The sequence below is a fragment of the Bartonella sp. MM73XJBT.G genome (assembly GCF_028618435.1).
GTDB lineage: Bacteria > Pseudomonadota > Alphaproteobacteria > Rhizobiales > Rhizobiaceae > Bartonella.
This window is the reverse complement of sequence record NZ_JAQISW010000016.1, coordinates 22,634-47,148: the sequence shown is the minus strand read 5'-3', so window position 1 is coordinate 47,148 and position 24,515 is coordinate 22,634. Positions and strand designations below refer to the sequence as shown.

At 42.0% G+C, this 24,515-nt stretch carries 24 protein-coding genes and 3 pseudogenes; 22 read left to right on the top strand and 5 right to left on the bottom strand.

Annotation, left to right across the window (positions count from 1 at the left end; all coding sequences use genetic code 11):
- Window positions 1-175 precede the first annotated feature (175 nt).
- The 8 genes from PVV59_RS08100 (at window position 176) to PVV59_RS08065 (ending at window position 4,789) form a co-directional block, all read left to right on the top strand.
- The gene (locus tag PVV59_RS08100; RefSeq protein WP_273755627.1) at window positions 176-346 is read left to right on the top strand and encodes a hypothetical protein; all 171 of its coding nucleotides are present in this window, start codon (window positions 176-178) and stop codon (window positions 344-346) included.
- Between the two features lie 502 nt (window positions 347-848).
- Window positions 849-1,076 carry a hypothetical protein gene (locus PVV59_RS08095; RefSeq protein WP_273755626.1) on the top strand — a complete coding sequence of 76 codons (228 nt, stop codon included), beginning with the start codon at window positions 849-851 and terminating at the stop codon, window positions 1,074-1,076.
- 210 nt (window positions 1,077-1,286) lie between these two features.
- Window positions 1,287-1,505: a translation initiation factor IF-1 gene (infA, locus tag PVV59_RS08090; protein WP_004856585.1), complete on the top strand. Its 219-nt coding sequence runs from the start codon at window positions 1,287-1,289 to the stop codon at window positions 1,503-1,505.
- 237 nt (window positions 1,506-1,742) lie between these two features.
- Window positions 1,743-2,531, top strand: coding sequence for a Maf family protein (locus PVV59_RS08085; protein WP_273755625.1), 789 nt, complete (start codon window positions 1,743-1,745; stop codon window positions 2,529-2,531).
- Window positions 2,532-2,630: 99 nt separating this feature from the next.
- Complete coding sequence (yacG, locus tag PVV59_RS08080) at window positions 2,631-2,885, top strand: DNA gyrase inhibitor YacG (protein WP_273755629.1); 255 nt, start codon at window positions 2,631-2,633, stop codon at window positions 2,883-2,885.
- Window positions 2,886-3,198: 313 nt separating this feature from the next.
- The gene (locus tag PVV59_RS08075) at window positions 3,199-3,645 is read left to right on the top strand and encodes an MFS transporter (RefSeq protein ID WP_342753294.1); all 447 of its coding nucleotides are present in this window, start codon (window positions 3,199-3,201) and stop codon (window positions 3,643-3,645) included.
- 225 nt (window positions 3,646-3,870) lie between these two features.
- Entirely contained in the window at window positions 3,871-4,041 is a 171-nt protein-coding gene (locus tag PVV59_RS08070) for a hypothetical protein (protein WP_273755623.1), read from the top strand.
- A gap of 358 nt (window positions 4,042-4,399) precedes the next feature.
- Window positions 4,400-4,789: a hypothetical protein gene (locus tag PVV59_RS08065; RefSeq protein WP_273755622.1), complete on the top strand. Its 390-nt coding sequence runs from the start codon at window positions 4,400-4,402 to the stop codon at window positions 4,787-4,789.
- Window positions 4,790-5,120: 331 nt separating this feature from the next.
- On the opposite strand, the pseudogene PVV59_RS08060 reads toward PVV59_RS08065, so the two are convergent.
- Window positions 5,121-5,510 (bottom strand): annotated as a pseudogene (locus tag PVV59_RS08060) (helix-turn-helix domain-containing protein).
- 477 nt (window positions 5,511-5,987) lie between these two features.
- Here PVV59_RS08060 and PVV59_RS08055 point away from each other — a divergent pair.
- From PVV59_RS08055 to PVV59_RS08035, 5 genes and pseudogenes are all read left to right on the top strand, one after another.
- A pseudogene (locus tag PVV59_RS08055) lies at window positions 5,988-7,218 on the top strand (MFS transporter).
- Between the two features lie 209 nt (window positions 7,219-7,427).
- A pseudogene (locus tag PVV59_RS08050) lies at window positions 7,428-7,654 on the top strand (Arm DNA-binding domain-containing protein); the annotation flags it as partial.
- A gap of 375 nt (window positions 7,655-8,029) precedes the next feature.
- A complete protein-coding gene (locus tag PVV59_RS08045) occupies window positions 8,030-8,170 on the top strand; it encodes a hypothetical protein (RefSeq protein ID WP_273755620.1) in 141 nt (46 codons plus the stop codon).
- A gap of 336 nt (window positions 8,171-8,506) precedes the next feature.
- Window positions 8,507-11,086 (top strand): ATP-dependent chaperone ClpB, encoded by a 2,580-nt coding sequence (gene clpB / locus PVV59_RS08040; RefSeq protein WP_273755619.1) that lies wholly within the window; start codon window positions 8,507-8,509, stop codon window positions 11,084-11,086.
- 399 nt (window positions 11,087-11,485) lie between these two features.
- Window positions 11,486-11,731 (top strand): hypothetical protein, encoded by a 246-nt coding sequence (locus PVV59_RS08035; protein WP_273755618.1) that lies wholly within the window; start codon window positions 11,486-11,488, stop codon window positions 11,729-11,731.
- A 259-nt stretch (window positions 11,732-11,990) separates the two neighbouring features.
- Here the strand turns inward: PVV59_RS08035 and PVV59_RS08030 are convergent, their stop codons facing one another.
- The 4 genes from PVV59_RS08030 to PVV59_RS08015 all read right to left on the bottom strand — a co-directional run bounded on the left by PVV59_RS08030 (window position 11,991) and on the right by PVV59_RS08015 (window position 15,473).
- Window positions 11,991-12,215 carry a hypothetical protein gene (locus tag PVV59_RS08030; RefSeq protein WP_273755617.1) on the bottom strand — a complete coding sequence of 75 codons (225 nt, stop codon included), beginning with the start codon at window positions 12,213-12,215 and terminating at the stop codon, window positions 11,991-11,993.
- Window positions 12,216-12,503: 288 nt separating this feature from the next.
- A complete protein-coding gene (locus PVV59_RS08025) occupies window positions 12,504-12,809 on the bottom strand; it encodes a hypothetical protein (protein ID WP_273755616.1) in 306 nt (101 codons plus the stop codon).
- Between the two features lie 1,382 nt (window positions 12,810-14,191).
- On the bottom strand, window positions 14,192-14,554 hold the full coding sequence (locus PVV59_RS08020) for a helix-turn-helix transcriptional regulator (RefSeq protein WP_273755615.1): 363 nt from the start codon (window positions 14,552-14,554) through the stop codon (window positions 14,192-14,194).
- A 556-nt stretch (window positions 14,555-15,110) separates the two neighbouring features.
- On the bottom strand, window positions 15,111-15,473 hold the full coding sequence (locus tag PVV59_RS08015) for a helix-turn-helix transcriptional regulator (RefSeq protein WP_273755614.1): 363 nt from the start codon (window positions 15,471-15,473) through the stop codon (window positions 15,111-15,113).
- Between the two features lie 785 nt (window positions 15,474-16,258).
- Between PVV59_RS08015 and PVV59_RS08010 the strand changes: the two genes are divergently transcribed.
- From PVV59_RS08010 to PVV59_RS07970, 9 genes are all read left to right on the top strand, one after another.
- A complete protein-coding gene (locus PVV59_RS08010) occupies window positions 16,259-16,573 on the top strand; it encodes a hypothetical protein (protein WP_273755613.1) in 315 nt (104 codons plus the stop codon).
- 158 nt (window positions 16,574-16,731) lie between these two features.
- Window positions 16,732-16,866, top strand: coding sequence for a hypothetical protein (locus PVV59_RS08005; RefSeq protein WP_273755612.1), 135 nt, complete (start codon window positions 16,732-16,734; stop codon window positions 16,864-16,866).
- A gap of 427 nt (window positions 16,867-17,293) precedes the next feature.
- A complete protein-coding gene (locus tag PVV59_RS08000; RefSeq protein WP_273755611.1) occupies window positions 17,294-18,655 on the top strand; it encodes a PBSX family phage terminase large subunit in 1,362 nt (453 codons plus the stop codon).
- Complete coding sequence (locus tag PVV59_RS07995) at window positions 18,640-20,505, top strand: portal protein (protein WP_404978359.1); 1,866 nt, start codon at window positions 18,640-18,642, stop codon at window positions 20,503-20,505. The genes PVV59_RS08000 and PVV59_RS07995 overlap by 16 nt, the downstream gene beginning before the upstream one ends.
- A 385-nt stretch (window positions 20,506-20,890) precedes the next feature.
- A complete protein-coding gene (locus PVV59_RS07990; protein WP_273755609.1) occupies window positions 20,891-21,664 on the top strand; it encodes a hypothetical protein in 774 nt (257 codons plus the stop codon).
- A 321-nt stretch (window positions 21,665-21,985) separates the two neighbouring features.
- Entirely contained in the window at window positions 21,986-23,104 is a 1,119-nt protein-coding gene (locus tag PVV59_RS07985; protein ID WP_273755608.1) for a N4-gp56 family major capsid protein, read from the top strand.
- An 81-nt stretch (window positions 23,105-23,185) separates the two neighbouring features.
- Window positions 23,186-23,881: a hypothetical protein gene (locus tag PVV59_RS07980; protein ID WP_273755607.1), complete on the top strand. Its 696-nt coding sequence runs from the start codon at window positions 23,186-23,188 to the stop codon at window positions 23,879-23,881.
- Window positions 23,882-24,149: 268 nt separating this feature from the next.
- Window positions 24,150-24,320, top strand: coding sequence for a hypothetical protein (locus PVV59_RS07975; RefSeq protein ID WP_273755606.1), 171 nt, complete (start codon window positions 24,150-24,152; stop codon window positions 24,318-24,320).
- Between the two features lie 13 nt (window positions 24,321-24,333).
- Window positions 24,334-24,513 carry a hypothetical protein gene (locus tag PVV59_RS07970; protein WP_273755605.1) on the top strand — a complete coding sequence of 60 codons (180 nt, stop codon included), beginning with the start codon at window positions 24,334-24,336 and terminating at the stop codon, window positions 24,511-24,513.
- The last annotated feature ends 2 nt before the right edge of the window (window positions 24,514-24,515 follow it).

The following is a 24,515-nucleotide window of genomic DNA, read 5'->3' as shown; positions in this document are numbered from 1 at the left end:
ATATTTCTGTAAAAATATAAAAGCGTAAAAACGTGTAGCTGTAAAAATGGGAAAGGGTTGTTTAAGCCGTGAAGGATTGATGTGTTGTGCAATCTTTGGGGTGTGGTTTGTGCTTTTGCTATGGCGTGGAATGAAGAGAGAGGATTGGAGGTGAAGAGTTTGTGAAGGGGGCAAGATGGGAAGGAGATGTGACTGGAAGAGAGCCTCTTGTGAGAGGGAGAGAAGTTGGGATGAAAAGGGGGGCATGATTAGAGGGGGGATAGGTTGGGAAGGAGAGGGAGAGGTAAGTGTGTGTGGGGGGGGACGAGAGGCTGAAGTGGAGGAGGGAGAAAGTGCGTATGGATAGGTTTGAATGGTTGTGTACAAGAGGCGCGGCGGTGCGAAGGGATGCATGAAAAAGTATGGGGGATGGGGAAAGGCGTGCTTTATGAAGCGCTATCGCTTAGAGGGGGATTTGGATTCATATGAAGTGATCAGCATGGGGAATAGGGTTTGTTTAATCCTGTCAGTTCCATGTTTTTGAAGGGGTGATTTGAGAGAGTGCGCGGGGTAAGAGGCTGGATTTTTGTTGATAGATCTTTGTTTACAAAAGTGGTGCGGGGTGGAGAAGTTTTGTTTTGTGGGGGAAAGCCAATAGGTTTTATCAGTTTAGACTGTATATTTCTGTAAAAATATAAAAGCGTAAAAACGTGTAGCTGTAAAAATGGGAAAGGGTTGTTTAAGCCGTGAAGGATTGATGTGTTGTGCAATCTTTGGGGTGTGGTTTGTGCTTTTGCTATGGCGTGGAATGGAAGAGAGAGGATTGGAGGTGAAGAGTTTGTGAAGGGAGTATGGGATGAAAAGGAGATGTGACGGGAGGAGAGTTTCTTGTGAGTGGGGGAACAAATTGGGAAGGAGAGGGAGAGGTAAGTGGGTGTGGGGATGAGAGGCTGGAAGAGAGGAGGGAGAGTGCCGTAGGGTGGTGTTGGGGCGTTGATGAGATGGTGGGGGTGAGGGAGAGAAAAATTGGGGGATGGAGCGCCATTTCTTGTCATGCTGATCCCAATCTTGTCATACTGAAACCAAGATCACTCTAAAAATTAAAAAAATTGATAGATAACATTTGAGAAAATGAAAGGACTCAAAAGAGAGGGTGAGGTTTTTTGAGAACAAAAGAGAGAAAACTGGAAAAACCTTTCTCTTTTTGTTGAATCTTTATTCACAAATTTGAGAAAATAGGGTATGAACGCTGGAAAATAACGCACAGCTTAATAAAATATGTGCATTATATAAGGAAATGATTGTTTATGTCAAAAGAAGAAGTTTTAGAATTTTCGGGTATCGTTACTGAACTCTTACCGAATGCGATGTTTCGTGTGAAGCTCGAAAATGATCATGAAATTATTGCACATACTGCTGGAAGAATGCGAAAAAATCGCATTCGTGTGTTAGCCGGTGATAAAATTATGGTGGAAATGACCCCTTATGATTTAACAAAAGGACGCATTATATACCGTTATAAGTAATCTCATGGGTGATCCTGCGCTTTTTTGTAAAAGTTACAATATTCCTTCTGTTATTTTTAACAGACCTTGAAGGGGCTTTCTCTAACGAGGGTACTTTCTCTAACATGAGAAAAAGCGAATGTTTAAAATGACCTTGAAAAGGCGTAAAATCTAGGGGCACAAAAAGAATAAAGAATAAGGAGATCAATGGCGCTTAAAATGGGGTAAGAGATAAGCCGATTTTGACAAGGGGTGGAAATGAAAATGATAAAAGAGTGGGGGGAAAAACGTTGGGCAGAAAAGCTTGGGGGAAAAATGCATTTGGGGGAAGCAATTCATTTGGTGCTTGCCTCCGCTTCGCCACGGCGTTTAATGCTCTTAGCGCAAATGGGTATTGAGCCCCAACAGGTTTATGCAAGCGATATTGATGAAACGCCAAAATTAAAAGAACATCCCGCAAACCTTGCCAAACGTTTGGCAAAAGAAAAAGCACTCAAAGCGCAAGCTCTCTTGCACTGGTGTGCTCAAAAATCCCAAGAAAATCAAAACCCCGCCCAAGAGAGTCACACCCCTCAAGAAAATCAGAACCTTCAAGAAAAATTGCAGAATGTTTACAAAAAACTATCTGCGCAGAAAATGATTATCTTGGCGGCTGATACGGTGGTGGCGGTGGGGCGCACTATTCTTCCCAAACCAGAAAGCGAGGATGAGGCTTATGAATGTTTACGTTTCCTTTCTGGAAGGGTGCACAAAGTCTATGGCGGCATTTGTGCTTTGAATGAAAAGGGAAAAATAACCGTAAAATTGGTTGAAAGCCGTGTTCGTTTTAGACGCTTAACCTCTCCTATGATGAAGGCTTACCTTACTTCAGGAGAATGGCAAGGGAAAGCGGGTGGCTATGCTATCCAAGGAAAAGCAGGGGCTTTTGTGGTCTATATTGCAGGCTCTTATTCGAATGTCGTGGGATTGCCTTTGGCTGAAACCGCCGATCTCTTGACCGCTTATCACTATCCACTTTACGCTCAGTGGACTGAAGAAATGCAGTAGAAAAACTTTAAGATAAGAGCCATGCAGGGTAAAGAGCAGCAAAAAGTGTAGAAAAAAGTGCAAAGCAAAAATGAAAAAATAAAAACAGAAGAAAATTTAATGAAAGAGGAGAAAATACAGACATCTCAAAGCCAAAGGAAGCGCCATAGTCCAAAAGAATGCTCTGAGCAAAAAGAGCCCAATTTGCCAAAAGAGACTCGTCCTGCGCATCCTTGTCCTATTTGTGGTCAGATGTCTCAAAAATCTGCTTATCCTTTTTGCTCCACCCGATGCCGCGCCATTGATCTTAATCGCTGGCTTTCAGGGGCTTATATCCTTCCTCCACCTCCACAGGTTAGTGATGAAGAAGAATAAAGGGGGCTATGGTGGAGATTGTGTGAGTTTTGCCTATTGGGTAAGGCTTGGGGGGAATAGGGTTGCAGTATCTCAGTGGTGCTGAGCTTTCTAAGGAAAACTTGGGGGGGGGGGCAGAAAAAACTCTGGATACTTGAGTTTAGGGGAAGGGTTAGTGAAAAAAGCATAAAGTTGAAAGAGATGTTGGGAAGATAGAAAAAAGGAGGGGAGTTTTATGCAAGTGAATCGCATAAGTAGATAATAATAGGAATCCGCTGAAAGAAGTTGGACTGTTTCATAACACTAGTACTGTTAGGAATCTACATCTTTTGAGGTGAGAGGTCAATATTATGGGTTTTGGAGTGTAAAAAAATCAAAGCATAAACCCCTTACAGGCAAAATATCGGAATTGTTAATGCCAGCAATGTTGACAATGATTTGTTTTGTCATGATCTCAGTGTGTTTTTTTTACTTAGACTTACTCCATATTGAGACTTTGTTGCTCTGTTTTTTTCTCATTGGAATGGTTAGTGCTTACTTTTCCATATCTTCTAACGTTTATCTGGTAACCAATTTTAATGAACAAATTGGGGTTGCTTCTGGATGGGTGCAGTCTATACAAAATTTAGCGATGTTGGTGGCGCCATTTATGGGAGCCTTTGTTTTAGATCACACTTCTTCGGGGAAGTTATTTCTTCTTTCTGGAATGATGGGATTATTCTGTTTATTGGGGATCAGAATATTGGTCAACAGTTCTTTATCAATTGTTTCTTCTAAATGATTTACTCATCAATGAAACAAGTATCCTATCATGCCCTAAAACACCGTTCTGTGAGCGCGATATTGGACAATAGATTTATATATAGATTTATACATTAAAGTGTTTTTTGTGAGAGAGTGTGTTGTGAGATTTGTTCATCGCCTTTTAATAGCGCCTTTTAAAAGAATTATCGTTGAGAGAGGGATGATTTGAGAGAGGGCGTGTGGGGGGTAAGAGGCTGGGGTGTTGTTTATAGACTTTTGTTTACAGACCTTTGTTTACAGACTTTTGTTTACAGAAGTGGTGCGGGAGTGGGAGGTTTTGTCTTGTGGGGGGAATTTGCTTTTTGAAGGGGGATTGTTTGGTGCTGGGTTGGAGTTTCGTTGGTGGATTTTGAGTGAAAATATAAAAGCGTAGAGACGTGGATCTGTGAAAAAGGTGGGGTTGTTTTAAGCCGTGGAGGAGTGGATGCTTTGTGGAGGCTTTATTGATACGCAATAGTGTGAAAATAAGTGCCCTATAGCATAAGGGTACGCTATGCCTTCCCTGTGTTTTATGTACTTTTAATATATATATTTTGTATGTGAAGCATCACTATATGGATAAGCTTTGAGGGCTATCAGAGAAAGTCGCTATTTTTTATTGCGTGAAAAATTAATTTATAATCCCTTGATTACAAACCGATACACTGTTAATACTCTTTATTAGCAAAGGTGTTCTTAACTTTTGGTTTAAGAACGCCTTAGGAGAGGATACAATTGAGAGGGGGTTTAAGATGTCAAGATATTTATTACCGTTACCGCTTGTGTTGGTGGCTGGTTGCGCATCTATGAATCATGCAAATTATGTTGATCGAAATGTTACCAACTCTGATATAAAATTAATTGCTCATGATTTTGTTCACAATCTTAAACATTCTTTACCGCCAGCTCATACAACGCTTATTGTGAAAAGAAGCAAAAGAGAAGATCATTTTGCGCCTTTATTTATCGATCTGTTGCAACGTAATGGATATCGTGTGATTTATACAGATCAACCAAATAAACAGCAAAATGGTATCATTTTGACTTATCAAATAATGCCAACAAGTATAGGTCTTCTGTCTACTGTCTTTTATGATGAGGCTGGAGTAACACGTTATTATTTCCGTACTTATAAGAGATGAAATCCCTTTGGTGGTTTGTCTAAAAGAAGGAGATCATAAAGAAATGTTGGCAGAAAAATCGCCTTAAGAAGTGAAACTGTAGATCCGTTAAATCAGATAAAATTCTGCTGAGAATGGTAGAAGGTCTTGAGACTGTGATGTTGGTTATTCTTAGGAGGGATGTTCCTCTATGAGGGTGTAAAACAGCGTCATTTGAGGTCTGGTTATATCCTACAATTGGGGATATCCTACAATGTTGTAAAATATCATCGTTTGGGATTTGGTGATACCCAGCATGGGGAAATTTTAAGCTGGGGGAATATGCGCGAAGAATGTTTCTATGCGCTTTTATCTAATCAGAGATTAGACACCAAATTGCTTGCTGTTTTTTGTGGGTAAGCTCTCTAAAGTTTTTTAAAAGAGCGTGTTCTTTTGCGCTATAGATTTCCTGATCATCATGTGTGTGATGGTCTTTTGTAGTCATATCTTTTGTGACAATATCTGCATAAAAAAAGCTTATTGGAACTTCTAGTTTTGTAGCGATTTCCAGTAAACATTTGGCGCTTACACGGTTTAACCCTTTTTCATATTTTTGAATTTGTTGGAAACTCACCCCTAAAAAGCTTTCTCATGTCTTTTGAGTAAGCCCCATGGCAATGCGTCTGTGACGAATTCTTTTGCCGATTAAAATATCAATAAAATGTGGGTTTTTGGTTTGAAACTGTGGATTTTTAGTTTGCATGTTAAGCCCCCTCCGGTTGCGAGCGCCCTCGCATTGGTATTCCGGGAGTCTAAAAGTACTGAGCTTAATCAGCTTTTTGCTTTTAGTGCTGTTAAGCACCTGGACATAGCAAAATCTCCCGGAATTCCGGGATACCTGCAAAGCGGGATAAATTTATGTATTAAGATTTCGGGCTTTTAGATCCCTATTTGACCGTTGCGTGGACGATCAAAAACACGTGCTCATCAATAAAGGAATTTTAAAAGATTGGCAAGAAAAATGAAAACATTTTAAAGGTGAAAAATATTTTTTGGCGCTTTAAGAATTATTCTCTTTTTTTATGAAAAAATGTTCTTTACAGGTCGATTATCAGGGTATGAGATACTTAGCGGGGATATTTTGACAACTCATTGGGTGTCCCTTTGAAGTTCATATCACCAATTGTATGAAAGGGCGGGGAACTTTAATGGTAGAAAAGTTTAATGTCGGGTGGGTGATATGAAGTTATTTTTAAAAAAGAGTCCATTAGCTCTCTTTTCTTCTCTCTTTATTTCTAAAGTTGGTGATTATGCTTATGAAGTCGTTTTTGTTTTACTTGTTTTAGACGTAACAGATAATGCCTTTTTGATTGGTCTGGTGTATTTTTTTCGATTTATCCCTTTTCTCTTTTTTGGTCCTATAGGCGGTTGGTGTGCAGATAATTTTTCTTTGAAGAAAAATATGATCTGCAGTGAAGTGGTGAGATTATTCGCCGCATTCTTCGTGTTTATAACTACTATAACGGGGACTGCAAATATTATTGTGCTTGTTTTGGCCGCAATAGGTACAACAATCGGAAGAAGTATTTTTCAACCAAGCTTTCAAGCGGCTATCCTGAAAATGTTTGTAATCAAGGATTTGACAAAGGCAAATAGCCTTGCACAAATTATCAATGAAATTGCCGCCGTCATTGGTCCTTTAGTTTGTTCTCTCCTGCTTTTTTTAGCCAATAAATCCACCGTCCTCATTTTTGATTTTTTTACCTACTTTATTTCTATTATCCTGTTATTGAATCTCATGAATTTAAATTCAAATGAGAGTAACTCATTTAATTTTATAAAAATTTATCGGGAAACAGCTTCTTATCTTAAAGCTATTTCTACTGAAAATAATAATTTATTTATTACGCTCGTTGGATCGGCGTTTGCTATTCTCTTTACGGGGGCAATTTTAAGATTTTTAATTCCAGCTTTTGTCCTCTCTATAGGGGGAGAGGAAAGCTTTGTGAGTTCACTTTTTTCTCTCATGGCTGTGGGAACGATTATAGGTGGTTTGTTCTATCATAAAATGATCGTCAATGTTACATCATTAAAGCTTATGATCTTTTGGATTCTTTATGGGGGTGTTTTGTTTGTTATGCCTTTGGCAGCAATCCTTTCTTTAAAACTCCTTCTCGTGTTCGCTTGTGTTTTAGGCTTTACGGGGACATTTGTGGATATTAGTTTAGTCTCAGCGCTTCAATTATATTCTCGTCGTGAAGATTTTGGAAAGAGCTTTGGAACCTTTTCAACCCTCGCAAATTCTGCGGAAGCCGTGTCTGGCCTTATTGCTGGACTTTTTGCACTCGTTGGATTAATGGGCTCTTTTTTAACGATGTCGGCCTTCATTATTGCTACTGGAATGACTGGTGTTATAAAAATTAAAAAAAGTAAAACGCTCCCTTCACACGACAGTCGAGAATGATCATTGAGCGATTTGAGATCTCCATGTCGTTTCTGTTTTCTAAAAGACATTGATTTATAATGATAATTTAGCGTTATTCATATTGAATGAGAGTCCCGAATAATGTAAGATTCTCTCATTTCAAACTTGTCTATCTTGAATCAATTAAAAACACACGCTTGCACATCACAAGTGGGGCTGGTGTGTGGATCAAATTTGTATAAGAAAGGACTAAAAATAGCTCTGATGAACCGTCTTAATGCAAGGGCTGTCGCAACATTGGGGGCTGGCAAATAGTGTGATGGTGTGCTGGCTTGTTACTTCATAAGCGTAAAGATGGTGGTGCTCAATGGATTTACCGTTATACCATTTACGGGCGGCGTCGTGAAATGGGCTTGGGTGCGTTGCGAGATGTTTCTTTAAAACAAGCCTGTGAATGTGCAAATGGGTGGCGCTCTGTTCTTCTAAAAGACAGCGCGTTCATTGATCCTATCATGGCGTAAAACACTGATCTTTGAATTGTGGTGATATCAGCTCTATCGCTTTACACATTTAAGGTGCTTTTTTGTAAGGTGCTTTTTTTGTGTGCGTGGATTGTGGAGCTTGCTTGTTTACACCTTTTGTCGCATCGCCTCCCCCAAGGGCGGTGGATCTCAAGATAGAGGCGTTTAAAGTGTTGTGTTGTTTACCAAGTGGCTGTGTCCTGAGTAGCGCAGGAGTGTGAGTCTTTCGTTGGTGGCTTTTGAGTGAAAATAGGAAAGCGTAAAGACGTGGATCTGTGAAGAGGGTGGGGTAAGCCGTGGAGGCGTGATGCTTTGTGCAAGATTTGGGGGGGGACTATGGCGTGGAATGGGATCAGAGGTTTGGGGGAAAGATTTATGTGGGTGTTGATGGAAGGGGACGTAGGGCGGGGTAAAGTCAATTTTTTTAAGGGGCGCTTTCATGTTCTTCTTGAAGGCGTTTTCCTGAATGTTTTTTAAAGAATGATGGGGGCTCATTTGTCGTAAGCGATGAGGTCATTTTGGGAGCGCGCTTTTTTTGAAAAATCTTTTATCTTCTGGTTCTATGATGCTTTTTTGCGCGCGTTGCTTGTCCTTATTTTTTCTTTCATATTTTTGCTCTTGCACTCGTTTAGATCACATCCCATATTCATTTTAACACGACAGTTCTTCATGCTTTAACGTTTCTGGTGTTCGTGTGGTGAGGCAGTCTTTATGACATGCTGGGGAGAGCTTTTGATTTAGTGTTTTTTAGAAAATAAAAGGGCTGGAGCGATGATGAAAAAAAGGATGCAGTTGCTCTGAGAAAGGAAAAAAATGAACTTGGAAAAATATAGCGAACGCGTGCAGGGGTTTTTACAATCAGCACAAAATAACGCTCTCTCTTCTGATCATCAGCAGTTTATGCCGGAACATTTCTTGAAAGTGTTGTTAGATGATTCGCAAGGATTGGCAGCATCGCTTATCCAAAAAGCAGGGGGAGATCTCAAGCTTATTCAAAAAGCGCTTAAAGAAGCACTCGAAGCTTTGCCAAAAGTGCAGGGGGGAAATGGACAACTCTATCTCTCGCAGCCGGTGGCAAAAGTCTTCGCGCTGGCGGAGGAACTCGCACAAAAAGCCGGTGATCAATTTGTTACTGTCGAGCGCATGTTGCAAGCACTGTTGATGGAAAAGTCTGCAAAAACAGCTGATATTCTAACAAAGGCGGGCTTGACCCCGCAGGCGCTTAATCAGGCAATTAATGATTTGCGCAAAGGAAAAACAGCGACAAGCCGCCATGCGGAGGGTCAATATGATGCCTTGCAAAAATATGCCCGTGATCTCACAAAAGATGCACGTGAGGGAAAACTCGACCCTGTCATTGGGCGAGAAGAAGAAATTCGACGCACCATTCAGGTGCTCTCACGGCGGACGAAAAATAATCCTGTGCTGATCGGAGAACCAGGGGTGGGAAAAACCGCTATTGTGGAAGGGTTGGCGCTGCGCATTATCAATGGCGATGTTCCAGAAACTTTGCGCGATAAACAACTCTATGCTTTGGATATGGGCGCGCTTATTGCCGGTGCAAAATATCGCGGGGAATTTGAAGAACGTCTTAAAGCGGTATTGGCTGAGGTGCAAGCTGAAAATGGGCAAATTATTCTTTTTATTGATGAATTGCATAACCTTGTGGGGGCTGGAAAATCTGATGGTCCTATGGATGCTTCCAATTTGTTAAAGCCGGCTCTTGCCCGTGGAGAGCTCCATTGTGTGGGCGCGACAACCCTGGATGAATATCGAAAATATGTCGAAAAAGATGCTGCTCTTGCTAGACGTTTTCAACCGGTCTTTGTCTCTGAGCCATCGCTGGAGGATACAATTTCTATTTTGCGCGGAATTAAAGAAAAATATGAACAACACCACAAAGTGCGTTTGGCAGACAGCGCTTTGATTGCGGCTGCTCGACTCTCTTCTCGTTATATTACCGATCGTTTCTTGCCCGATAAAGCCATTGATCTGATCGATGAAGCCGCTGCACGCTTGCGTATGCAGGTTGATTCAAAGCCGGAAGAATTAGATGCGCTGGATCGGCGAATTTTACAGTTGAAAATCGAACGGGAAGCTTTGAAAACAGATGTTGAACCTACAGCAAAAGAACGTTTGAACAATGTGCAGGAAGAACTCAAAACATTGGAACAACAGTCCGCTGAGATGACAACAGCTTGGCAGGCTGAAAAACAAAAATTAGGACATGCGGCTGATTTGAAAAAACAACTCGAAGAAGCGCGCAATGCTTTGGCCATTGCACAACGGGATGGACAATTCCAACGCGCTGGGGAACTGGCTTATAGTGTTATTCCGGAACTTGAAAAACAATTGACTTTAGCTGAAAATGATGATCAGCAAAATCATCTCGTTGAAGAAACGGTGACCGCTGAACATGTCGCGCGGATCGTTTCACGCTGGACTGGTATTCCTGTTGATCGGATGTTGGAAGCAGAACGCGAAGCGCTCTTGCGCATGGAAGATGAAATTGCAACCCGTGTCGTGGGGCAGGGTGAAGCGGTTCAAGCGGTGGCGCGGGCTGTTCGGAGAGCGCGGGCTGGGTTGCAAGATCCTAATCGTCCCCTCGGTTCCTTTATGTTCTTAGGCCCTACCGGTGTGGGAAAAACCGAACTCACAAAAGCTCTCGCCGCTTTTCTTTTTCAAGATCCCAATGCTATGTTGCGTATTGATATGTCGGAATATATGGAAAAGCATGCTGGAGCACGGCTCATTGGGGCACCCCCTGGATATGTCGGATATGAAGAAGGGGGCGTACTGACAGAGGCTGTACGAAGAAGACCTTATCAAGTTATTCTCTTTGATGAAATTGAAAAGGCGCATCCGGATATCTTTAATTTGTTATTGCAAGTGTTGGATGAAGGGCGCTTGACCGATAGTCAAGGAAGAACGGTCGATTTTCGTAATACTTTGTTGATTATGACCTCTAATCTTGGTGCTGAATTTTTAACCGCTTTGCCGGAAGGACAAACGGTTGATCAAGCAAAAGACGATGTGATGAATGTTGTCAAAACCGCTTTCCGTCCGGAGTTTTTAAACCGTATTGATGAGATTATTCTTTTTCAGCGGTTGCAACGCAAAGATATGGAGGCCATTGTGGATATCCAGATACAGCATTTGCAAAGTTTGCTCAATGAACGCAACATAACCTTGCATATCAAACCAGAAGTGCGACAATTCCTTGCCGATAAAGGCTATGATCCCCTTTATGGGGCACGCCCCCTTAAACGGATTATCCAAAAGGAAATTCAAGATCCGCTCGCAGAAAAAATCTTGTTTGGAGAAATTCACGATGACACAGTGGTGAGAGTGACAAAACAAGGGGATCGTTTGGATTTTGCACCTGAAACATAAATGGGGGGAAATTCCACGGAACTAATCTTCTTATACCATAAACTGTTGTTTGAGGGGCTCTGAGTGTACTGATTATACCATGCGTGGTTGGACAGAGGCGTTTGGATTTTTGTAGATCAGTATTTTAAAGAACTTTTATTCTTTATCCCCATGGGGAGGAGTGTAAGAATATTTAGGAAAAGTTTGCTTGTTGAAATTGATGAAACAACGTTTTTGAGGTGCGCTCACGGTGTGCTGCTTTGCATAAATGGTTGGTCAGAGAAATTTGCTCTAAGATGTTAGATTCTTGATAGAGCAGTGCGCGGGGTGGATAAATGTTTCATTGAGCTGAATTCTGTAAAGCTGTAAAAGCGTAAAAATGTGGTTCTGTAAAAGTGAAGTGGACGTGCAAGGACATGAATGACTTATGCGTTGTATAGGCTTTGGGGGCGTATTGGAGCTTTTGTCATGGTGTGGAATGGAGAGAGAGAATTTGGAGGTGAAGATCTTGTCAATGGAGAGCACAAGTTGAGGGGGAGAGCACAAGTTGAGATGAAGAGAGGGTGTATTGGTGCGTTGATGGGAGAGAAGAGGAAAGCGTGCGTATGGAGGGGTATACAAGAGGCAGTGTGCAAAGGGATGTATGAAGGGGCTGAGAGGAGATAGAGCTTGCTTGTTGGAATTGATGAAGTGCTATCCTTTGAGGAAGGGTGATCTGAAGGTGGGGGTGTTGAGTAGAAAAGGTTAGGCTTGTCGTTTACGCAGTGGTGTGGACGTTTTGTTTTTTTGAATCTGCTTTTGGAAGTGGGATTGTCAATTGGTCTTGATCGAAACTTTTGATCTTTGGGAGGCGGCCGGTAATTTGATACGAGCGTTATGAAAAGCTCTTTGAAAAAGCCTTTTTAATTTGTATGCTAATCGATCTTTATAGATCTACGCCGATAGCTTTAGCTTGCATTTTTTCGTAAAGTTTTTGCATTGCCTTGATATTTTCTCTTCGCATGTCAATAATTGATTTTTCAACGGATATTAAACGCGCTTTGTCCAAATTTCCTAACCGTGCATAATGGGATGCCATGGCTTGGCGCGCTTCATCATAAGGCAAATCACCTTTACGATTTTTGGGTAAACTATAAGCCTCATTGATCACTTTGTAACGCGTAGGATCATTAACAAGTGCTCCGTGTTTCTTAACAACATTTATTTCAGTTAATGCTGTGGCTGCTGGTCATAGCCTGGCTATTGGCATATCTGAGTAAGTCACTTTTTATTATGCTACGCTCTGTATCAAGAAGCGATGATAAATCCCCCACTCTTTCCAACGTTACGAATATGAGTACACAAATCATTTCGTACATCACATAATCTCTTAGCGGCTAATGTATCATTGATATCTTTCACATAGCTTTCTTCGCGAGACAAAATCCGTTCTAATTCTTTAGAAATAATGACCTCCGATCATAACACCTTTGTCTAACCAATCTGGACCATATTCTTCATCCGCATTCTTGGTAGAAAATCCCATATCATGTATAAATTGTGCTCCATTTTGAGATCTAAGAAACAAGAGTGTGTGCGCTGGTAAATCAGCCATTGCTAACCATTCCCATGCTGCTTTGTCATCACCAGCATGATCTGCTGCTTCTGATTCAGCAATATAAATACTATTTTGACAAAGCCCCCCTACTCGTAATTCCTCACGTTCAGCATCTGTCATATAACTTTTGGGTAATTTCTTTTGCATAGGAAATTCCTTTCTGTAATCTTCTTTTAAATATTAGTCTCATGGTTGAAGCTGATCAATTAAATTTTCTAGACACTTTTCAATCTGTCGTGTGAGAGGAAAATTAAGCTATCTGTTTTTACCTTTGATGTTTTTTATCAAGGAAAACTATCGTTTGAGGGGATGTGATATGAAGGGGGCTTGGCTTGGTGAAGTTGGAGTGTAGCGTATTGTTGCCTGAGTGGTGTGGACGTTTTGTTTTTTTGAATCTGCTTTTGGAAGTGGGATTGTCAATCGGTGTTGATCGAAACTTTCATTCTTTGAGGAAGGGCAGAAAATTCTTCAAAAGAGACGGTGAGAAGTGTGATGGAATGCGTGGAGAATGGAGGAAGGTCGTGGGAAGATAAGCTTGCTGGGAAATTAAGTGGTTATGGGTTGCGCTTTCGTAAAACTGTTGTGGACGTTGCATTTGGCTTAATTCTGTAAAAGCGTAAAAATGTGGTTCTGTGAAAATGAAGTGAACGTGCAAGGACGTGGGGGATTTAGGCGTTGTATAGCCTTTGGGGGCGTATTGAGGTTTTGTGTGATGTGTTGAGGAGGTGAGAACTAATTGAGGGCGAAGCGTTTATCAATGGAAGAAACAAGTTGGGATGAAGAGAGGGGGTATTGGTGCGTTGAGGGGAGAGAAGAGGAAAGCACAGAGAGGGAGGAGAGCGTGTTAAAATGGAAGAGAATGGGATGGAGGGGGCGTGGTACTAAAAAATGGAGAAGAGAGTGAAAGGGGAGAGGTTGGTTTTTATGATCACAAGGTATGGCGCATTATTGTACAGCGCGCTGTCATGAAATGGCAAAAGCAGTAAGGCCATGTTTTTTCAAAAACGTGTGAATGAGCAACATAATGATGTTGTATTTTGTGCTTTATGTTTTGGTCATTCTGGTTGCATGAGAAAGATGATTATGAGAAAGAATGACACAAAATATTAAAATAACAATATAAAAACTTGACAAGGTCAATGTAAAAATGTATCATAATGGTATAATCGGCATTGTATCTTTAAACCAGAGCAGATAAGAGCCCCCACATAAGAGCTCTTGCGAAGATGGCATTGTGAAGACGATGGGTAAGAAGATAATGGGGTGAGGGTGCTCAAGGTTTTTTTTCCAAGATTTTGTTGCTTTTTTGCTTGTTGCTCTTTGATGTTGTCAAGGGAGGCTGAACAAGGGGGAGGCTGAACAAGAGGGGACTGCACAAGGGGGACTGCACAAGGGGCGTTGTTTGAAGTGGAGGGATGTCCTTCTCAATGGGGGAAGCTGCTGTACATTATTGGAGACGGGCGATATCCGATCTCGAAAGCTTTAGGTGCAGGGGAAGAGCGACGAATAATGTTTGTGGGCGTTTTTATCTAATCGGAAATTAACCACCAAATTGCCTTTTGTTTTTTAGGGTGGAGCTCTCTAAAATTTTGTACAAGGGTCTGTTCCTTTTCGCTATAGATTTCTCTCTCATTGTGTGGGGGGTGTTCTGGAATGTTTTCTTTTGAAATATCCGCATAAAAAAAGGTAATGGGGACCTTCAGTAGCTTGGCAATTTCTTGTAAACGCCCTGCGCTTACACGGTTCAAACCTTTTTCGTATTTCTGGATTTGTTGAAAACTCACTCCTAAGTGGCTTCCTAATTCCTTTTGAGAAAGCCGCATTGAAATTCTTCTATGACGAATTCTTTTGCCAATGGAGATATCATTAAAATGTGAATTTTTGGTTTGCACTTTATGCCCCCCGCCGGTCGCGAGCGCCCTCGCATTGGTATTCCGGGAGTCTAAAAGTACTGAATCCGAGTCAGTTTTTTTGCTTTTAGTGCTGGTAAGCACTTGGACATAGCAAAAACTCCCGGAATTCCGGGATACCCACAAAAGTGGGTTTATTTGTACGCTCGGATTTAGGGCTTTTAGTTCCCTTATTGACCGTTGCGTGGACGATCAAAATATCTTTTAAGTGATAAAGTAATTTCAAAAGATTAGCAAGAAAAATTAAAACATTGCCTATGCTGCATACGCATAAAAGAGTGCTGTTCTGAGGTGTCGTGAAGAGAGCAGAGATATCCGGGATAAGGCGTGCTTTATGAAGGACTATCCGTTTGAAGGGTGATAATCTGAAGTGCGTAGGGGATATTTTGCTCCATAAGGCTGTGTTGTTAATAAACTAGTGTTGACTAAAGTGGTGTGGGGTGTTGGTTTGGAGAATTTTTCTGTAAAGGCGCAAAAGCGTAAAAGCGTGGATCTGTAAAAATGAAACAAAGGATTGGGACTTTGTGGGCATTTTTATCTAATCGGAAATTAACCACAAAATTGCCTTTTGTTTTTTAGGGTGGAGCTCTCTAAAATTTTGTACAAGGGTCTGTTCCTTTTCGCTATAGATTTCTCTCTCATTGTGTGCGTGATGTTCTGGAATGTCTTCTTTTGAAATATCTGCATAAAAAAAGGTAATGGGAACCTTCAGTAGCTTGGCAATTTCTTGTAACCGCCCTGCGCTTACACGATTGAAGCCTTTTTCGTCTTTTTGGATTTGTTGGAAACTCACTCCTAAGTGGCTTCCTAATTCCTTTTGAGAAAGCCGCATTGAAATTCTTCTATGACGAATTCTTTTGCCAATAGAGATATCATTAAAATGTGAATTTTTGGTTTGCACTTTATGCCCCCCGCCGGTTGCGAGCGCCCTCGCATAAGTATTCCGGGAGTCTAAAAGTACTGAACCCTAGTCAGCTTTTTTGCTTTTAGTGCGGTCGAGCACCTGGACATAGCAAAAACTCCCGGAATTCCGGGATACCCACAAAAGTGGGTTTATTTGTACGCTAGGGTTTAGGGCTTTTAGTTCCCTTATTGACCGTTGCGTGGACGATCAAAATATCTGTTAAGTGATAAAGTAATTTCAAAAGATTGGCAAGAAAAATAAAATACTTGTTATGCTGCACACTCGTAAAACAGTGTTGTTCTGAGGGGCTGTGAAGAGAGCAGAGATATTAAGGCGTGCTTTATGAAGAACTATCCGTTTGAAGGGTGATAATCTGAAGTGCGTAGGGGATATTTTGCTCCATAAGGCTGTGTTGTTAATAAACTAGTGTTGACTAAAGTGGTGTGGGGTGTTGGTTTGGAGGATTTTTCTGTAAAGGCGCAAAAGCGTAAAGGTGTGGATCTGTAAAAAAGGTTAGGGAAGTTTTAGGACGTGGAGGATTTACACGTTGTATGGGCTTTTAGATCGTGTTGCCATTTTGTGAGGGCATGGAAGGGGATCAGAGGTTTGGGGGTGAAGATTTCGGCATTATGCGAGCTTTTTGCTTTTTGCTTGGGGCTTTTGGCTTATTGGGGGTGGTTTTCCTTTTTTTATTGTTGCGTGTTTTGAAGGTTCGTTGCTGATTTTCATGACATTGTTTCATGGCATGGAATTGGTTTTTCTTGATTGAAAGGAACATGATGATGGCTGAGAAAAATTGTCTTCCCTTACGTCGAAGAGGACGGAAAAAAGGGGCTTTGAATAAAACAACAAAGCGGTTTAATGAAGCCTTACTTACAGCCGCTGAGCAGGCTGGATCTCAATATGGGGAAGACGGACTCGTGTCTTATCTGCAATATCATGCGCTGAATAATCCGGTGCCTTTTTTTTCGCTGTTGGCAAAAGTTTTACCTCTTCAGGTGAGTGAGGAAGGAAATGTCAAAACAATTTCGCGGATTGAGATTGTTCCCGTGAAATCAAAAGGAGCCCAATCGGAAAAGTGTGATCTTGAAGCGTGACCTTAAGGAAATATAAGCGTGTGCTATTGAAAAATATGAGGCGGGTGAGGAAAGTTTTCTGTTTTGGAAGGGGGGGCTTTTTTTGAGGGATGATGATAGTCAAGGGCGTTTAGAGGTTATCGGGTTGGTTAGGCGCTTGTGATACTGGAAGGTGTTCGGTGGAGAGCGATGAGGCGTCAAGGGTGTGTGCTGGAGGGGCTTTGGTGGATGATGCCATAAAGGTGTCGTGGGGCACAGAGGCTTTTGTGCAAGGGGTTTTAGGGGATATGAGAAAATACCGTTTTGATGGGTGAGAAGTGTGACACTTTAAGAGGGTGTGATGGGCGGTTGGTCGTGCTTTAGGGCGCTCTTGAGGGGTCGACAAGTGTTTTAAGGTTTGGGGATGGGTGAGGGGCGTGATGTTGAGATTTTAGGGGCTTTTGTGAAGGAACGGTGAAATTGAGGGGAGGAATACCGTGCTTTTGTGGGGGACAGGAGTGCGGTGTTTGAAGGGGCGGGGCTTTTCGCGCGCCTTGGGGAGTGGGGGGGTATAAAAAAAGGAAATGCCTAAAAAGCGGGATGCATTGCGTATCTGGCTGAAGAGAAGAGAGCGCTTTTGAGATAAGCTTTTTTCTTTTAATGGTTCTGGAATGATGAAATTTGGCATTATCAAATTGGCATTATCAACAATGTGGAGCTCAATTGTTGCTCTCAATTGTTGCTAAAGTATAAAAATTTATCATGACAACGGTTCAGAAAATTTCTCAAAAAATAGAGCAGAAAACGGCTCAAGTGGCTCTTATTCCAAAGCTTATTCCTGTCTTTACCGGAAAGGCGGATGTCCGAGCCGCTTGGGGCGGACGGGGTTCTGGAAAAACACGCTCTTTTGCTTTGATGACAGCTGTGGTGGGATATCGCCATGGAATGGCAGGAGAACGCGGGATTATCCTTTGTGCGCGACAGTTTCAAAATTCTCTCAATGAGAGCTCTTTGGAAGAAATTAAACGCGCAATCGAATCTTATCCTTTTTTACAAGATTATTATGAAATCGGTGATAAATATATTAAATCAAAAGATGGGCGGATTTCTTATGTGTTTGCCGGGCTTGATCGAAATATCGCGAGTATTAAGTCTATGGGGCGTGTTTTCCTTTGCTGGGTGGATGAGGCGGAGCCGGTCACTGAAACCGCTTGGCAAACCCTTATCCCAACTTTGCGCGAAGAGGGAGACGATTGGAATGCAGAATTATGGGTTACTTGGAACCCATATCATGAAAATGCCTCCGTGGAAAAACGTTTTCGAAATGTCGATAATCCCAATATCAAAGGCGCGGAAATTAATTGGCGCGATAATCCGCAATTTCCCGAAAAGCTTAATCGGGATCGATTGGATGATTTGCAGCAAAGACCAGAACAGTATAACCATATTTGGGAAGGCGAATATCTCCAAGCTGTGCAGGGGGCTTATTATCAAAAATGTCTGCTCGAAGCTGAAATGGAAGGGCGGATTACCACCGTTCCACGGGATCCTTTGATGCAGGTGAAAATCTTTTGGGATATCGGAGGAACCGGTGCAAAAGCCGATGCTACCGCTTTGTGGGTCGCACAATTTGTGGGACGCGAAATTCGTGTGCTTGATTATTATGAAGCTCAAGGTCAACCACTCTGTGAACATGTGGGATGGATCTTTCAAAGGGGATATGAAAAGGCTCTCATGGTTTTGCCCCATGATGGTGCAACAAAAGATCGTGTTTATAATGTCAGTTTTGAAAGTGCCCTCCAACAAGCTGGTTTTCAAACCAAAATCATTCCTAATCAGGGAACGGGCGCGGTCAAAATGCGGATTGAAGCTGTAAGGCGTTTGTTTCCTGCTCTATGGTTTAATCGTGACACAACAGCTGCAGGCAGAAAAGCGCTCGCTTGGTATCATGAAAAGCGTGATGAACAGCGCAATATTGGTCTTGGCGCTGAACATGATTGGGCAAGCCATGGGGCTGATGCCTTTGGACTGATGTGTGTGGCTTATGAACAGCCCCATGCGAGAGCGCGAAAAAAACCTTATCACTCTTCTCTCCATTCTCAAACTTCATGGATGGCTTTTTAATGAATATACTTACAGATTCTTCTTTTTCTTCTTTTGGTCAAATCGAAACGCTTGAACAGCAAGCGCTTTTTAAAAAACTCGTGGGGTGGTATCAGGACGATATTGCGCATGTTGAAAAATGGCGAAAAAATGCCCAAGAAGACTACGATTTTTATAATGGGCGGCAATGGAATGAGCAAGACTTGGCTGTCTTGAACGAACAAAATAGACCGGTGATGACTTTTAACCGTATTGCCCCGCTGATTAATGCTGTTATTGGGGCTGAGCGCAATAATAAACGACAAGTCCAATTTATTCCACGACAAGAAGGCGCTGCCTTTGCAAACCAAATTCTGACAGGGGCGGCTGAATGGTTTCGCGATGAAGCTGATGGGGAATATGAAGATTCTGATGCTTTTCAAGATGCGATCATTTGCGGTATGGGCTGGACGGATACACGCCTTGATTATGAAGAAGATCCGCAAGGAAAACCCATCATTGCACGGCTGGACCCTATGAAAATGGTCTGGGATGCTAGTGCTGTTAAGCCTAATCTTATTGATGCACAACGTTTATGGTATATTGATGAAAAACCTTTGGCTGTCGCTCAACAAATGTTTCCCCATGTGCATTGGAGCGATCTTCATGCCGATTGGGTGAAACATCAGGGGTTTTTACACTCAACCAACAGTGGGATGACAAAAAGCTACCAAGGAGAAGGAGCTTATCTGGAAGATGGAGGAGAGGCTGGCGGTTCTCAACGGCCTAAAATGGTGACATTGGTTGAATGTCGCTGGTTTGAACGTGAGGTGGTTTATAAAGTACTCGAGCCGCAAAGTGGTCAATTTATCGATTATTCAGAGCAGGATTTTCAAAGTTTAAGTAAAGCCTTTCCAGATGTTCAAGCAACAAGGTTGACCAAAAAAATTGTCAAACGAGCATTTTTGGGGAGAAAGTTGCTTGATGCCCCGGATAAGCCTTTGGTCCCTGCAGGTCAATTGGGATGGGAGTGTATTACGGGTACTTTTGATAAATTAAGCCGGCACTTTTACGGGCTTGTGCGCCCTACAAAAGATCCACAACGGTGGGCAAATAAATATTTTAGTCAAGTGATGCATTTGCTCAATAGCCAATCAAAAGGCGGGATTATGGCTGAACGTGATGCTTTTGATGATGATCGACAAGCCATCGAGAGTTGGGCTAGAGCCGATAGCATTACTTGGTTGAAAAGTGGGGCTGTGTCTGGTGGAAGAATCCAGCCTAAACCAGTGGCACAATTCCCGCAAGGGTTTTTCCAATTGTTTAATGAAGCAAAGAGTGCTCTCGAGCAGGTGACGGGCTTGTCTTCTGAATTTATTGGAACACGAGCGGTTAATCAGCCTGGTATTCTGGAACAACAACGCCGACAATCTTCCCTTAATCTGTTGGCTTCCTTTTTTGATGCTTTGCGTCGATATCGGCAACGACAGGGGAAAATTATTCTCTATCTTATTCAAAATTATCTCTCCGATGGGCGATTGGTGCGTATTGCTGGGGATGAAAATGCCCAATATGTTCCCTTAACACGCGAAATGGTGACAAGTTTGGAATATGATATTGTCGTGGATGATGCACCAACAAGTCTTAATGAAAAAGAGCGGACTTTTGCTCTCATCATGCAATTGCTTCCTTTGATGCAAAATTTTGCAACACCAGAGATTATGCTCGATCTCTTACGCTATTCCCCTTTGCCGGCTTCACTTATTCATAAAATTGCGATAAAGGCGCAAAATGCTCTCCAAGAAGAGAAAAATGATTCAGCGCAAATGGGGCAGAGTGTCGGAGCAGAGCAGATGATGCAGATGTTGCAAAGAGCAAATGCTCAACAGTGACGCTTTATAATTACGCTTTATAATGCGCAATGTTGGAGACATTTGATCCAAGGGAAGTGATCCAAGGGAAGGGTGTCCATCAATTTCTATCTTTCGTGTTGCTTATGCCGTGTGTAATGGCCGCTTCTCTTTATCTTTATCGTAAGAAGATGAGAAGCGTTGTTTTGTGGGATAAGGGCATGTTGGGGAAAATGTTCGATAGAACTTCGTTGTTCATGGTGGGAAGCAGGATGGGAGGTATCTTGCCTTCTTCGTATGGGTGTGCGGGGTATCGATAGGTTGGAGATCATGTGAGCAGAGCACCTTGGGGGGATCAATGCTTATAGGCTGTTTTATCGGAAAAATTTCATTTTATTGTTTTTAAAAAAGAGAGAAGGCTAATGTCATGGATCAAGAACACTTAACGCCGGCAGAACAAAACCATTTGAAACAGGATTTTCTTGCCTCAACACAAGGGGGAGAAGAGGATGAAAGTGGAAGAGAAGAAAAGACGTTGGAAGAAAATTTTCACAGGCAAAAGCTTCAACAACAGCCATCTTCTCAAGAAAGCGGAAAAGAGGTTCAAGGGGAAGAAAATGCACCACCAGATCCGCAAAAGGATTTTATGGGCTATATGCAATGGTTGGGAAAAACACTTCAAAAACAAGGGCTGTTCCAGGAAAAACAACAACCTTCCCCGGCTCGCGAAGCAGAACAGTTGCAGGCGTTTTATCAGCAGTCTGTGGCAAGTGTTAAACAAAAGCACCAGGATTTTGATCAAGCGGCCGATTTTATTTATGAAACGCGTGCGAAGCAGTTGGCAGCTTTTGCTTCGCTTTATCCTGAGATGGCCGATCCCCAAAATATTGATGCAAGGATTGGTGATGAATTGAAGCAGATCTTGCGCGATTGTGCGCAAAAAAATCAAAATCCGGCTGAAGTGATTTACACGATTGCACAAAAATTTGGCTATAGCAATGTTCAGAATAACATGGGGGAAAATTTGCAGGAAAGACACAATTCTGCAAGGACTCTTGCTGCTTATAATGGCTTGACGCCAAATGGGCCGATTTCTTTGGATATGCTGGATAAAATGTCAGAAGCAGAATTTAGCACTTGGGTTGCTGATCCTAAAAATAAAGCGGCTTTTAATCGTTTAATGGGGGGAAGAGAATTTTAATCACAAGAATAGTATTTACGCGAAAATGTGAGGAAGCTTCTGGTGCAGCAGGGATGTGGGGGATGTCTTTTAGCCGGACCCATGAGAGGGTTTTTCGCGCGTGAAATGCGGAAGGGAGATGCGTGGGCTTGAGGCTCGCGTGGGGGAACATTCTCAAAGTACAGGCGGGGTAAGGAGAGCTCTTATCAGGGGGAGGCGAGAGGCTAACAGAAACAAAACACACGAGAACAACTTAAGGCACCATCGAAATGAAATGTGGTGTTTTGAGCGCTCGGCACTTTGCCGGGTTTTTTTTATGTCAATAAACTTTTCGAGGATAAAATGACTGTAACTTATATCGGACTCAATGACCCAATGGCAGTGCGCACATGGTCTAAACTCTTAAATCAAGAAGTCTCAAAAGCAATCCCGATTGCACCGTTAATTGGAAATGATTCAAACAGTATTGTACAGTTAAAGGATGAAACCACAAAAGCAAGTGGCGATTCCATTAGCTTTAATTTGCGTGTGCAGTTGCTCGGTGATGGGGTCAGTGAAGGGCAAACATTGGAAGGAAATGAAGAAGCTCTACAGTTTCTCAATGATCGCTTGGCGATTAATGAGCTTGTTCATGCGGTGCGGGTCAAAAATGAAGGAACTATTGATCAGCAACGTATTCTCCACGATTTGCGCACGGAAGCAAAAAATGGTTTGGTGGATTGGTATGCGGATCGCCTAAGTATGATGTTCTTCATTCAAGTTTGCGGATATACAGCAAAATCCATTAACTTTGAAGGACGATCCATTACACTCAAACCCGTTCATTATGGCTTTAATGCCCCAACGGCACCAACCGATAAACGCGTTTTGCGCCCTAATGGAAAAACAAAAGATGAAGATTTAAAAGAAAATGATACTTTTGATCTTGATCTGGTCGATAAAGCAGTTGAACGGGCTAAATTAGCGAATCCTAAAATTCGTCCCGTGCGGATCGATGGGGAAAATGTCTATGTGCTTTATCTTCATCCAACCCAAGTAACGCAATTGCGAACCAATACCGATGCCGGGCAATGGCTCGACATTACCAAGGCAATCTATAGTGGAAGCCGTATTAAAAATCCACTCTATGATGGATCTTTGGGCATGTATAATGGTGTTGTTTTACGCGAAGCTGAACATATTACCGAAGGGGTTGAGTCGGGAACTGCAAACAAAGCTGTCCCCAATGTGCGTCGTGCGGTGCTGCTTGGAGCGCAAAGTGCTGTGATCGCTTTTGGAAAAGATCGAGGGGCAACACGCTATAAATTGGTGGAAGAACTCTTCGACTATGAAAGAGAATTCGGAGTCGCAGCAAAAACCATTATCGGTATGAAAAAAACGTGCTTTACCTTGCCAGGAAGTGCGCAAGGGGCTCAAGATTTTGGAACAATTGTTATCCCAACTTATGGAGCACCTGCTTAAAGCAAATTTTCTTCCTTCCCCCAACAAGAGGGTTCTGTTGGGGGAAAAATTTAAAATACTTCCCAAAAAAAGGATAGGCTTATGACCGCTTTATCTCGTGATCCTAACAATCGCGATCTTACTCATTCAGACCGCTCGCAAACTTTTGCTTCTATGGTCGCGCTTATTCAAGATGAAATTGACGATACAACAGCTGAATATTCCCAGCAAATTCAAGATTCAATTGTTACAGCTTTGCGTTTGTGTGAACGTGAACCCTTTTTCTTTAATGAAAGGAGAAAAAGCACGTTTAAAACACAAAGTGAGAAAACATGGTATGGAAAAGAAGAAGGCGTTTTTATTGAATCAGAAAAAACGCTGGAAGAAGTCTTTTTAGCAACAAAGAATACAGCACCAACAAAGTTATTTTTTAAGCCTTTGGAAGTGTTGCATCAGCAATATGGTATGCATCCTGAGTTAGGAACACCATTCTTTTATACGTGCCTTGATCAAAAAATAGGACTCTTTCCAACGCCAGAAAATGTCGAAACTGTACAGCTTTCTTATATGCCTATTCATATTAGCGATGAACAGCTCAAAGAAGACAATAATCCTTGGTTGATTTATGCTTTTGATCTCATTAAAGCACGGGCAAAATATGAACTTTATAAAAATATCCTTAAAGATCCTGAATATGCTGCCGTTTCTTTTAGAGATTTTCAAGAACAGCTTCAAGCTTTGCGTATTGAAACATCACGCAGAAAAGGCTCTTCAAAGATTCAGCCAATGAATTTCTAAAAGGCCTTTTTTTAAATTGTTTATGCTTAAGATATGGGCATTGAAGACTGAACGAGTGCTTATGTTTTTAAGCGTCGCTTTGGGGCTTTCATGGGGCTTTCATGCGTGTTGGAGTCTAGATTGGTCTTGAGATCCAGATTGGCTTTGAGGAATAGATGTTGAGGATGAGCCGCTGTTGGGAGGGCTTGTAGACGTGGATATTTTTGCAATAAATCAACTGTAGGTTGTTTATTTGTGGGATTTTTTTGCTCTCGTTTTAAGGGCTCTTGTGGTTTTAACCACAGCAACCTTGATGTTTCTTGAAATGGATGGGTCTTGTGTGGAACGGGTTCTTCAAAGATTTATGGAGGGGGGGACTGGCTTTTTTCTCAATCTTGGGGGAGGGGGCGTGCTGGCATTAGCGGCTGGTATTGGGGCGGCTGGTATTGGGAAGTGCTGAGGAATGATTTTGGTTGAGCGTTGGTGGAGGCGGTAAGCTTGCCATGATGGGTGGGATCATTTTTCTCGAGGGGTTAGCAACTTATAGTTGTATTTTATTCAATTTTATGTCCTTAGAGCTTTATTCTAGGGGTTTTTGTGGTTTCAATGAGCAAGCCTTGGTGTTTTGGCACTGGGGGCTTGAAACATTTTAGGG